Source organism: Microbacterium phoenicis, from assembly GCF_047302325.1.
GTDB lineage: Bacteria > Actinomycetota > Actinomycetes > Actinomycetales > Microbacteriaceae > Microbacterium.
Genome location: NZ_CP154849.1, coordinates 2,161,480 through 2,173,442 on the forward strand (window position 1 = coordinate 2,161,480; position 11,963 = coordinate 2,173,442).

General features: G+C 72.1%; 8 protein-coding genes. 3 read left to right on the forward strand and 5 right to left on the reverse strand.

Annotated features, from left to right (window positions below; all coding sequences use genetic code 11):
• Positions 1–127: 127 nt before the first annotated feature.
• The gene (locus ABCU91_RS10655; RefSeq protein WP_413353652.1) at positions 128–1,840 is read right to left on the reverse strand and encodes an ATP-dependent helicase; all 1,713 of its coding nucleotides are present in this window, start codon (positions 1,838–1,840) and stop codon (positions 128–130) included.
• The gene (gene nudC, locus ABCU91_RS10660) at positions 1,837–2,739 is read right to left on the reverse strand and encodes an NAD(+) diphosphatase (RefSeq protein WP_413353653.1); all 903 of its coding nucleotides are present in this window, start codon (positions 2,737–2,739) and stop codon (positions 1,837–1,839) included. The genes ABCU91_RS10655 and nudC overlap by 4 nt, the downstream gene beginning before the upstream one ends.
• A 64-nt stretch (positions 2,740–2,803) precedes the next feature.
• On the opposite strand from nudC, the gene ABCU91_RS10665 reads away from it, so the two are divergent.
• Positions 2,804–4,033 (forward strand): phosphotransferase, encoded by a 1,230-nt coding sequence (locus ABCU91_RS10665; protein WP_413353654.1) that lies wholly within the window; start codon positions 2,804–2,806, stop codon positions 4,031–4,033.
• Between the two features lie 28 nt (positions 4,034–4,061).
• Here the strand turns inward: ABCU91_RS10665 and ABCU91_RS10670 are convergent, their stop codons facing one another.
• On the reverse strand, positions 4,062–7,343 hold the full coding sequence (locus ABCU91_RS10670; RefSeq protein WP_413353655.1) for a UvrD-helicase domain-containing protein: 3,282 nt from the start codon (positions 7,341–7,343) through the stop codon (positions 4,062–4,064).
• On the reverse strand, positions 7,340–10,417 hold the full coding sequence (locus tag ABCU91_RS10675) for an ATP-dependent helicase (protein ID WP_413353656.1): 3,078 nt from the start codon (positions 10,415–10,417) through the stop codon (positions 7,340–7,342). The genes ABCU91_RS10670 and ABCU91_RS10675 overlap by 4 nt, the downstream gene beginning before the upstream one ends.
• Positions 10,418–10,582: 165 nt before the next feature.
• Between ABCU91_RS10675 and ABCU91_RS10680 the strand changes: the two genes are divergently transcribed.
• Both ABCU91_RS10680 and ABCU91_RS10685 read left to right on the forward strand, forming a co-directional pair.
• Positions 10,583–10,804 (forward strand): DUF3107 domain-containing protein, encoded by a 222-nt coding sequence (locus tag ABCU91_RS10680; protein WP_091354373.1) that lies wholly within the window; start codon positions 10,583–10,585, stop codon positions 10,802–10,804.
• Position 10,805: 1 nt separating this feature from the next.
• A complete protein-coding gene (locus tag ABCU91_RS10685; RefSeq protein WP_413353657.1) occupies positions 10,806–11,096 on the forward strand; it encodes a hypothetical protein in 291 nt (96 codons plus the stop codon).
• A gap of 16 nt (positions 11,097–11,112) precedes the next feature.
• Here the strand turns inward: ABCU91_RS10685 and ABCU91_RS10690 are convergent, their stop codons facing one another.
• Positions 11,113–11,847 (reverse strand): ferritin-like fold-containing protein, encoded by a 735-nt coding sequence (locus ABCU91_RS10690; RefSeq protein ID WP_406924047.1) that lies wholly within the window; start codon positions 11,845–11,847, stop codon positions 11,113–11,115.
• Positions 11,848–11,963: the final 116 nt, after the last annotated feature.

An 11,963-nucleotide genomic window follows, 5' to 3' on the forward strand; every position in this document is an offset into this window, starting at 1 on the left:
TGGCCGCTCGTCGCCGCTCAACTGCTCGCCCGGCCATCGGTCCCGACGGACCCGCTGCTCCTCGTCGAGGCGGCGACGCTCGCCGCGCGCGTGCTCCGGACCGGAGACGCCGGGCGATCGATCGTCGTCAGCGCGACGGTCGACCGGCGCGAGCTCCGCGAGCACCGGCCTCACGGAGCGTGCCTCTGCCGATCTCCTGAAGGAATCTGGATCGCTGACGCTCCCGATTCCCCGACCGCTGCGCCCACGACAGTGACAGCGTTCGCGCGGCCCGCGTGACGCCGACGTAGGCCAGGCGGCGTTCCTCGTCGACCTGCTCGAACGTCGTCGCGTAGGAGATCGGGAGCAATCCCTCGCTCAATCCCATGAGATGCACGTGCGCCCATTCCAACCCCTTGGCCGCGTGAAGGGTCGCGAGGGTCACGGTGCGCATCGCCGGTTCGTGCTGGGCCTTGGCGCGGGCGGTCAGCTCGTCGGTGAACGCCCGCAGGGTCGTGCCCTCCGGCGCCTCCTCGGCGAGGCGGAGGACCGCAGCCCGCGCCTCCCACTGATCGCGCAGCGCGCCGCCCGCGGGCGGAGCCTCGTCGCTCAACCCGAGCGACCGCAGCACGTCCCGCACCGTCGCGATGAAGGATCCGGACATCGGCGCGACCGACGCGCCACGCAGTGCGAGGAGCGCCTGACGGACCTCGGGCAGGTCCCAGAACCTCTTGCCGCCGAGGACGGTCGCGGCGATGCCGCGCGACGAGAGCGCAGCCAGCAGCGGCGCCGACTGGGCGTTCAAACGGTAGAGGACCGCGATGTCGTGCGGGTCGATTCCCGCCTTCAGCTGCGCGGCGATCCGATCCGCGATGCCGTCGGCCTCAGCGGCGTCGTCGTCGTAGGAGGTGACCTCGGGCGCGGGACCGGCGGGGGCCGGCGTCACGAGCTGGAGCGCCCCGGGCCGCCCGCGCATGAGTTCGTTCGCGACGGCCAGGACCGCGGCATCCGATCGGTAGTTCCGCTCCAGGCGCACGACGGTGACGTCCTCGTCGCGCTGGGCGAACTCGAGAAGATAGCGCGGATCGGCGCCCGCGAACGAGTAGATCGTCTGGCTCGCGTCGCCGACGACGCACAGATCCTTGCGGTCGCCGAGCCACAGCTGGAGCAGGCGGTGCTGGACTGGCGAGACGTCCTGATACTCGTCGACCGTGAAGTGCCGGTACTGCTCATGGACGGCCGTCGCGACGCGTGGCTCGGACTCGATCATCCCGGCGCACGCGAGCAGGACGTCCTCGAAGTCGAGCTGACGACGCTCGTCCTTCAGCTTCTCGTAGGCGCGTTGCAGGCCGACGAGGGGGTCGATCGAAAGACCCGGGATGCCGGTGGGCCGCACCTGCGCGTAGTCCTCGATCGATCGCATCGTGACCTTGCGCCACTCGATCTGCGAGGCGACGTCACGCAGCGTCGACGCATCGAGGCGGAGCCCGATCCCGTCGGCGGCGTGAGCGAGGAGGCGCACCTTGCTGTCGACGATCGCCGGGGCGGTGTCTCCCGCGACCTGGGGCCAGAAGAAGTTCAGCTGTGCGAGGGCGGCAGCGTGGAACGTGCGTGCCGCGACTCCCTCCACGCCGAGCGACCGGAGTCGGCCGCGCAGCTCGCCGGCGGCCTTCGTCGTGAACGTGACCGCCATGACGCGCTGCGGCGAGTAGGCGCCGGTGTCGACGCCGTGAGCGATCCGGTGTGTGATGACACGCGTCTTTCCGGTACCGGCACCCGCGAGGACGCACACGTGACCCCGGAGGGTGCTCGCCGCTTCGCGCTGACGGTCGTCGAGATCGGCGAGGGGGTCCGAGCTCACTCCCCCACCCACCGCAGGATCAGGCTGCGTGCGATCGACGCGGACCCCGGGAGGCGGATCTCACCGCGACCCGCGAGAGCCTCGCGGATCTCCGCGCGCGTGAACCAACGGACGTCGAGGATCTCCTCCCCGTCGGGACGCGCCTCGTCATCGGCGACGGCGTAGGCGGTGAACCCGAGCATGAGCGAACGCGGGTACGGCCACGCCTGCGAACCGCGATAGACGATGCGGTCCAGGCGCACGCCCGCCTCCTCGGCGACCTCGCGTTCGACGGTGGTCTCGAGGGACTCCCCCGCCTCGACGAATCCGGCGAACGTCGAGTACACCGGGATGTCGCCCCACGCCGCGTTGCGCCCGAGCAGGAGTCGTTCACCGTCCGCGCTCGCGACAGCCACGATGACGGCGGGATCCGTTCGGGGGAAGTGCTGACGTCCGCAGACGACGCATCGCCGGGACCAGCCGGCCTGCTGGATCTCCGTCGCGCCTCCACAGGTCGGACAGAACGGCGCGTCGAGAAGCCAGCGCCCGAGGCTCAGCCCCTGGACGACGCGTCCGGCGTCGTCGGGATCGAGTTCTCCGCCGATCACGCGCAGGCTGCCCCAGCCCGCCGCATCCACGACCGGCTCGGGGGCCGCGGCGGGCAGAGCCGCCAGCGCGACGGCATGCTTGCCTGCGTCCCGTCCCAGGAAGGCCCAGACGGCGTCTCCGGGGACGGCGTCCGGCCGCAGCCACCGGAGCGCGGAATGCTGGTCGAGCGGGGCTCGGTCGCCGTGCAGGAGCAAGACACGCGTGCCGGCGTCCTGCTGGATGCGGGTGAGCAGACCTTCGTCGAGCCGCTCGTCGGCTGCACGGTCGATGACCGCTCGAGCCAGTGGCGGCGGGACGTCCTTCGTCGTCATCGAGGACCTCTCTTGCGGGCGTGGCGCGAATGCGCTGCGGCGGGCCCCGCCTACCCTGGGGGGCATGGCACGCTCTCCTCTCACTCTAGCCGCGGCGGCGACGGCAGCTCTCTCGCAAGCCTCGGGCGTGCGCACGAGCATCACCGCAGCGGGACGGCTGAGCGAAGGGGCCGGCGGACGGTACGACAGCGCGCTCGTCCACCTCGATGACGGCACACGGCTGGTCGTCCGGGTGCCCGAGAGCGACGAGGCCGAAACGGACGCCTCGCGGGAGGCTGCCGCGCTCGCTGCGCTGACGGCCGGTGTCCGGGCCATGCTTCCGTTCCGCGCCCCCGAGGTCCTCGGCCACGCACGGATCGACGGCCGCACCGCGCGTGTCGAGACCCACCTGCCGGGGTACCGCGTGGACGCGGCGCACATCCCGGCCGGCCGCGGTGTGGCGACAGCCGTTGCGACGGCGATCGCCGGCATCCACGATCTGCCGACCTCGATCGTCCAGAGCGCGGGCCTTCCGTTCCGCACGGCCGCGCAGGTCCGTTCCGACACCGAGCGCCTCCTCGACCGCGCCGAAGCCACCGGTCGTCTCCCGTTCGGGCTCCTGCGTCGGTGGAGCCGCGCGATCGCGCTCGACGGCCTGTGGAACGTCGAGCCCACGGTCGTCCTGGGCGGCATCGATCCCGCCTCCTTCACCTTGACCGACGTCGACGGCGTTCCGACCGTCGACGGCCTGCTGGCCTGGGGCGGACTGAGCGTCGGCGACCCCGCCGAGGACCTCCGCTGGATCGCCAGTGCCCCCGACGCCGCCCCCGACGTCATCGCCGCGTACACCGCGGCCGCGGGACGCTCGCCCGACACGATGCTCGCCGAGCGCGCTCGCCTGCATGCCGAGCTCGAGTTCGCCAAGTGGCTCGTGCACGGACACGAATCCGCGTCCGATTCGGTGATGACGGATGCCGTCGCCCTGCTCACCTCCCTCGACGAGAGCGTCCGCGACGAGCCGCCGATCGGATCGGGCACGGTGAGCATCGACGACGCCATCGCGGCGATCGGCCGCGTGCCCGCAGCGACCACCGAGTCCATCGACACGTCGATGCAGACCGACGCGTACGACCCCGGGATGCTGGACGGCTACGAGGACGAGGCTCCTGAGCCGGCGGCATCCCGCGAGGGCGACGAGACCGAACCGATCGAGTTCAGCGATTGGCCCGGAACCGACGAGGCGCCGGCGGCCGAGGAGCGCGACCCCGACGACGCCGCGAAGAATGCGCTCCGCCGCTGGACGGGAACCGCCTGAGCCCTCCCGCCCGCTGAGGGGCGTCCGGTCAGGCCCGGAGGATGAGTCCGTCCGCGACGTAGAAGAGCGCGACGTCGATCATCTCCAGGGGCACCCCGTGCTTGGCGTGGTACGCCCGTCGGTACAGTTCGAGCTGCAGCATCCGCTCGGTCCGTTCGGCTGCCGTGCGCGGCGGGCGGCCGGTCTTCCAGTCGACGATCTCGATGCGGTCCCCCCGCCGGTAGACGGCATCGAGCTTGCAGATGACGATGTGCGGGCGCCCGTCACCGAACGGGTCCACGTCGACGAAGTCGATCTCGGTCTCCACCTCGATCGGCTGCAGCGGGCCCCACTCCGACGCGAGGAAGGCCTCCCGCAGTCGGTCCAGCGCATCGGCGTCGGCGGAGGACATCGAGACGACGTCCTCGTCGTCGTCCCACAGGACGTCGTCCGCGGAACGGGACCTCCCCACGAGGCCGGAGCGCTGCTCGACCCAGGAGTGGAACAGCGTCCCGAGCCGGGTCTGCCGGTAGGGCCGCTCCGGCAGCGGGCGCGCGACCGCCGTCGCCGCCGCGTCGTAGTCGGCGACGAAGTCTTTGAACCGTGATGCCGGGATGCGGGTCGGTGCGGCGCGTTCCTGGCCGGCCGCGCGCGCGGCCCGCTCGGCGAGCAGCAGCTCGAGGTCGCGGGTGGGTGTCGCCGGGGTCGAAACCATCGCCTCTCGCACGCGCGCAGCAGCATCCCGGACCCTCGGCCCGCGTGCGCCGAGCGGGTCGATGGGCCACTCGAGGGTGGCTCGCGCACCCTCGTAGGGGTTCTCGGTCACGTCCACCTCGGGGAGCGGGATCTCGAGCTCCGCGGCGATCTCGGTGACGAATCTGCTCACTCGGCGCGGCTTCTTGGTACCCGCCCACGGCGAGGCGGAGATCAGCAGATGCTCACGCGCCCGGGTGACGGCGACGTACGCGAGACGCCGCTCTTCTGCCAGGTGGCGCTCACGGATCCCCTCGGTGAACGATCCGAGAGCGGTCTTGAGGTCCTGTTGGGTGGGTGCGTCGTGCGCGCGCCATCTCAGGTCGGGGAGCCAATCCCTGTCCCCTCGGAAGGAGTACGGCAGCACCCCGAACCCCACCCAGCCCTTCGCGTCCTGCAGCCGAGCAGGAAGCTCCTCCTCGACGCCGCGGACGACGGCCACGGCATCCCACTCGAGGCCCTTCGAACCGTGGATCGTCAGCAGCTGGACCACGTCCTCCTCGGGGGGCTCCGTGCGCGGGGCGAACTCGTCGATGCGTTCCGCCCGGTCCAACCAGGCGAGCAGACTCGGCAGCGAGCCGCGTTCGTCGGTCTGCAGGAAGCCGTGCAGTTCATCGATGAAGGCGCGGAGCTGATCCGAGGCCGTCCGGGCGGGGCCGCGCGACTCGTTCGCGGCCAGTTCCACGTCCAGACGCAGTTCCGCCTCGATGAGCCGGACGAGCTCGGGAATCGGAAGGGCCGATGCGCGGCGCAGTCCCGCGAAGACCGCGCCCGCCTCTCGCAACCGCGTCCGCGCCGCCGGGGTGAATCCGCCCAGCCAGCCGTGGTCGGGCTTCTGCCGCGAGACGAAGTCGAGTGCCGCGACGAGCGAGCCGCCCTCGTCCCCGGCCGAGGAGCGGATCGTCTCCGCGAGCTCGGGCGGCAGCGGCTGAAGCGCCGTGTCGTGACGGACCAGCCGGGAAGCCACCTGGGCGAGCTCGCGCAGATCCGCGAGCCCGGTCGACCACCTCGGCCCGGCGAGCAAGCGGATGAGAGAGGACCCCGCTCGCGGGTCGCTGATCACCCGGAGCGCGGCGACCACGTCGACCACCTCCGGTGTCGAGAGGAGTCCGCCGAGCCCGAGGATGCGATGCGGGATGCCGCGCCGCCCCAGCGCGTCGGCGAACCGGACCATGTGCTTCTTGCTCCGGACCAGCACCGCTGCCGTCGTCTGACGACCGGCACGCTGACGCTCCTCTCGGACGTCGCGGAACCAGTCGGCCACGGCGCCCGCCTCCGCGTCGACGTCGTCTTCGACGGCGATGTCGACGCGTCCGGCGGGGGCTCCCGGGCGGGGGCGGAGAGCTCCGACCTCGACGGGTGCGTGGAGCGGCTCGAGGACGGCGCCGGCGGCGCGGAGGACGTCGACGCCGTTGCGCCAACTCGTCAGGAGCGAGTAGGTGCGAGCCGCGGCATCCGGATCGAAGGATCGCGCGAAGTCGCCGAGGTTGCCCGCGCTCGCGCCGCGCCACCCGTAGATCGACTGGTGCGGGTCGCCGACCGCCATGACCGCGGTTCCGCGGAACAGGGCGGCCAGCAGATCCGTCTGCACGACGGACGTGTCCTGGTACTCGTCCAGAAGGACGACCCGGTAGCGCTGCCTCACCTCGTCGGCCACCGACGGATGTACGCGGACGACCTGCAGAGCGCCGGCCACCTGGTCGGAGAAGTCGATCAGGCCGCGGCGACGCTTCTCGGCGTCGTACGTGCGCGCCAGAGCGGTCAGGACTGTGAGCCCCGATACCTTCTCAGCCGCCGTCCGCACGTCCGCATAGACCGTCGTCCCGGCGCGCTGACTCGGCCTGTCGAGGACGTCCTGGAACCCGCTCGCGAATGCCTCGAGGTCGGCGAGGGCGACGAGGTTGTCGACACTGTCCCGAGCGATCCGCAGAGCGGCGTCGATGATCGTCGAGGGTCGCTCCGGGCGATCGGGCAGGCGCGGGTCGTCGGAGGACAGCACGACCTGGCGCATCAGCAGCCACGCCGCCGACTCGCTGAGCACCACCGCTTCGGCGTCGCGGCCGATCCGGACCGCATTCTCGCGCACGATCGCATCCGCGAAGCTGTTGTACGTCGAGACGGCGGGCCGCTCGAGCAGCGCGTCTCCCGCGTCCGGCGCGGCGCCATCGGGCGCGAGAGCGTCGAGCGCGGCGCGGCGGGCCGAGTCGGGGGCGCCCGAGCGCTCGAGCTCTCCGAACACGGCGAGACGACCGTCGGCGTGGAGTCGTTCGAGCTGCGGGAGCAGTCCTCGCCGCTCGAACTCGGCGAGCCGGCGAAGCCGCGACCCGATGCGCTCCGCCAATTCGCCCGCGGCCTTGCGGGTGAAGGTGAGTCCGAGCACCTCGTCGCGGCGGACGAGGCCGTTGGCGACGAGCCACACGACGCGGCCGGCCATCGTCTCCGTCTTACCGCTCCCGGCTCCCGCGACGACGAGCGCGGGAGACATGGGCGCGGAGATGACCGCTGACTGCTCGGTCGTCGGCGGGAACTGGCCGAGGGCCGCCGCGACCGCTTCGGGACTGACGAACGGGGCACTCACGCAGAACTCACCGGCCCGATCGTGTGGATGCGGCAGAGCCCGCGGGTGTGGTCGTCGCGGCAGTGCTCCTCGAAGGGGGCGATGAACGAGGTTCCTCGCATCACACGGACCGCCTCATCGACGCGGGAGAGGAACGCCGCGCGCGTCTCGTCGTCGAACGGTGCCTGCCTCGGCTGAGCGTAGGGAGCGTTCCGCGTCCCCTTCAGGACCAGGAGCTTCGCCCCGCCCCCGTCGGCACCTGCCACCTCGGGGATCGCCCCGCGCTCGAAGGCCAGTTGGTATGCAGCCAATTGCGGGTTCTCCGCAGCGGCCTGGTCCCCCGTCGCCTCATACCGACCCGTCTTCAGGTCGACGATGACGACGCGGCCGTCCCGCGTGCGCTCGACCCGGTCGATGTACCCCGACAGGATCGCCGGGTGCGCAGCATCCGGAACCGGCAGCGTGACCTCGAAGTGCGGCTCCGCGCCCACGAGGGTGGTGCCGTCCCGCTCCGTGTCGCGGAGGTAGGCGGCGAGTCTGTCGACGAGGTCGCGGGCGCGACGGCGCTCGGCCTCGTCGATCCACGCGGCGTCGAACTCGAGCTGCGACCAGCCTTCCTCGACGAAGGCCCAGAGCGTCTCGGCATCCGACGCCTCCGCACGTTCCAGGGCAGCGTGCAGGAGGGTTCCGAGTCCCGCGACGGCAGTCCCGGGATCGCCTCCGAGGTCGCCGATGACCCAGTCGAGCTGGCACTGCTCGAGGGCGTGGATGCGCGACGGCGAGATGTGCAGCGGGGCGGCATCGAGGTCTCGGATGGGAGACGTCGAGGTCGGCTCGGCGAGTCCGTACCACTGGGCCGGATCCGCGCCGGGGACGCCGGCCTCGGCGAGGAGAGCGAGCTGCCCCGCCGCCCCCGCTCGCGCCGATTCCGCGCTGCGCGGATCCGTGAGCGTGCGACGGTGGGCTGCGACGAGACCGCGCAGCGTCAGCGGGTGCTCTGCCGAGCGCGGAGCGGGCATCGCGGGGGGCAGCAGCTCGAACAGGACGCTGGGGCCGGAGTCGTCGTCGTCCACCGCGGTCACCACGAGCCGGGACCGCGCCCGGGACACCGCACGCGCGAACAGTCGGAGCTCGTCGTGAAGGACCGCGCGGCGCCGGTCCGCGGTGTCGCGGTCGGTGTCCTCCTCGGCGAGCCGCGCGGTCTCCAGGAGGCTGCCGCGCAGTCGGAGGTTCGGCCACACCCCGTCCTGCACACCAGAGATGATCACGGTGTCGAACTCGAGGCCGAGGGCTGCAGCCGGCGTGGAGATCTGGACGCCGCTCGTCACGGTCCCGGTCCGCAGGCGATCCTCGGCGACCTCGGAGTGCAGCAGAGCGCGCAGATAGTCGATCGGCGCCGTGCCGTCCTCGCGCTCCCCGTGCCGCTTCGCCGCTTCGAACAGGGCGACGACGGCATCGAGGTCGCGACGGGCTCCGTCGGCCATCGATCCCTGACCGTCCGCCAGGGATCGCAGCTGACGTTCGAGGCCACGCTGCTCCCAGACCGTCCAGAGGAGCTCGTGGGCGGTCGCACCGGCCTGCAACTGCTCTCCCAGGTCTGCGAGAGTGCGGGCCACGCGCGCGGCGCGGCGAGCTTCGGGGGTGTCGATCATGTCGAACTCGATCGGATGCCGCATCCCCGACGCGAGCAGATCCCGGGCGGACCGTTCGCCGCCGCTCCGGAGCTCCGCGTGGCGGAGTGCGGCGCGCAGGCGACGCAGTTCCACCGGGTCGAGGCCACCGCCGACCAACGCATCGAGCACGTCGTCGTCCGTGCGTTCCGCCGATGCGATCGCGGCGAGATCGACGGTGCGCAGGAGATCCCGGACGATCACCGTCTCGGCGAGGGCACGGGCGGGGCCGACCGCCGCGGTCGGGACGTCGCGCGCAGACAGCTCCGCCTCGAGGGCCGTGACCTGTCGAGAGTCATGGGCGATGACCGCGCAGTCCTCCCAGCGGATCCCGTCGTGTACATGGCGCTCCCGCAGGAGTCGGGCGATAACGTCGAACTCCTCGGCTCCCGATCGCAGCGTGAATGCGCGGACGCTCTCATCCGGATCGACGCCGACGGGTGGATGCCGGTGCGCCACGAGGCCGGCCGCGCCGATACGCGAGGTGACCTGTGCCGTGAGGTCGCGCTGCGCCGCCGTCCCGCGGTGCACGCGGTCGAGGACGTGCGTCGTCGTGGCGAGTCGCGCGAAGTTCTCGGGATGCGCACCGCGGAAGGACCCCGAGCCGACGTCGGGGTCACCGAAAGCGAGGACGGAGATGCCGCGCGTCCGGCATGCCTCGAGCAGCTCGACGCCACCGAGAGTCAACTCCTGGGCGTCGTCGACGAGGATCGCTCGGAGGCCGGCGACCGAGCCCAGAGCGGGCGAGCCCGCGGGGGCGTCGCGGAGGAGCCCCACGGCCTCGCGCACGAGGCCGGCGGCATCCCGGTGCGCGCCGCGCATGCGCGCGCGGACGGCGCGATACTCCCTTGCGAACGACGCCAGCGACGCCCACACCGGCCTGTCCGTCGCGTCGGCGCGCGCGGCGAGCCGGCCGGGTTCGATGCCGAGCGTGGTCATCTCCGCGAGGAAGGCGCGGATCTCCGCGCGCAGGCCCGGAGTGGAGCGGATGTCGGAGGCGAGCCACTCCGGCCACCGGGACGGCCCGTTCTGCTCGTCCTCGGCGTCACCGGCGAGCAGGTCGCCGATGATGCGGTCCTCGTCGGGCCCGGTCAGGAGTTGCGGGGGCTCATCACCGGTGTGGACGGCATGCGCGCGCACCACCTGATACGCGAAGGCAGCCACCGACCGGGCGAGCGGACCGCTCGTCGCGACGCCGACACCCACCGCGAGGCGATCCCGCAACCCGGTAGCCGCCGTCCGGGTCGGGGTCAGCACGAGCAGTTCCTCAGGCGTCATCCCCCCGTCGATGAGAGCGACGACGCGGTTCACAAGGGTCGCCGTCTTCCCCGTTCCGGGCGCCCCGATGACGACGCCGGAGGCGGTGTCGTCAAGCGCGATCACCGCCAGCTGCGCCGGGTCGGGTCGGGAAGGCACAGCGGGCATGCCGTCCACGCTAACCGGCACCGCGGACACCCGTGGCGCGGCGCCCCGCGCGCCGGGCCCGCGTTCGTTCGCCGACAGCGAGCAGCCACCCGCATCCCCGGACCGGCCGGTGTCGTAGGCTCGAAACGCGCCCGGAGACCCGGGCCGGGAAAGGCAGGCATCACCGTGGAGATCCGCATCGGCATCGCCAACTCGCGCGAGCTCGGCTTCGATTCGAACGAGACCGCCGAGGCTGTGAAGCAGACGGTCAGCGCCGCGCTCGACAGCGGCGCGAACTACGTGACCCTCGCCGATGCGAAGGGCGCGACCTACCTCATCCCGACCGCGGGCATCACCTTCGTCGAGGTCGGAACCGACCAGTCCCGCCGCGTGGGCTTCGTCGCCTGACATGCTCGTCGTCCTGGCGCTCGTCTTAGGAGCGATCGCCGGAGCGGCCGCGCACTACGCGCTTCCGCTCCGCTCGATGCGCGGCGCATCCGTGGGAGCGATCCTCGGCGCCCTGCTCGGGACCGGGACGTGGACCGCGCTCACCTGGGCCGGCATGGGTCCCGACAGCGGCTGGATCTGGCTCCTGAGCATCGCGGTCCCGGTGATCGTCGTCCCGATCGCACTGCTCGTGGTCTCCCGACTCCGCGCCGCGCGCGACGCTCGGACGCAGCGCGAACTCGGCATCGCCTGAGCGCGGATCGGCGGGATCAGGCGTCGAGCCCGATGCTCGTCATCCGGCGGGAGTGCGCCCCCAGGAGCTGGGTGAACACGGGCTCGACCTGCTTCTCGTCGTCGAGGTCGAGCGCGCCGCGACGCTCCGTCGCACTCGAGCGCAGCGCGCCCCTCGCGACCAAGAGCGTGTCGCCCACCAGGCGCCGACCCCACAGACTCAGCAGGGAGCGCAGCTCGTCATCGGTCGAGATCGCATCGGAGATGATCGCGACGAGCGGCGAGCGGTCGGCATCCGCTCGGAGGATCGCTGCGGCTCGGCGACCCGTATCGCCGTAGCTGCCCGAGAGGGACAGATAGAAGTCGTCGAGCAGACCCGCCGTGACGTGCACGGTGAGCATCGTCTCGAGCGGACGCATCCCGTGGGTCGCCATGCGGAAGGCGTCGAGCGGTTCCCGGAACGGGAGCATCAGCTCGAGCGGGTCATCGCCCCGGTCGCGGATGAGCTCGACCAGCGCCTGGTGCTTGAGCAGCGCCGCGCCCGTCGCCCGGGAGAGCGATTCCTTGTGCGCGAGCTCGGGGCTCCGCTCGATGACCGAGCTCAGCGTTTCGGCGTACCCGAGCTGGAGGTAGGCCGCCTGTCCGAGGTAGGTCGCCACGTCGGGAGCGAGCTGCTGGAAGTCGACACGGCGAACATCGCTCGCCTCATCGCGGGACCGCAACCGCAGGATGCGCCCGGGGGGTCGCCGTCGCTGCCAGAACCACCTCACCACGGGGCCAGCCTACGGGGCGGGAGGCACCCCTCCGGTAGGGTGGATCCGTCCCGGCGTCGGATCGGGACCCCGCGCCTGGGGCTGAGTGAAGGGCGTGGACCCTCATCACGGCGGCA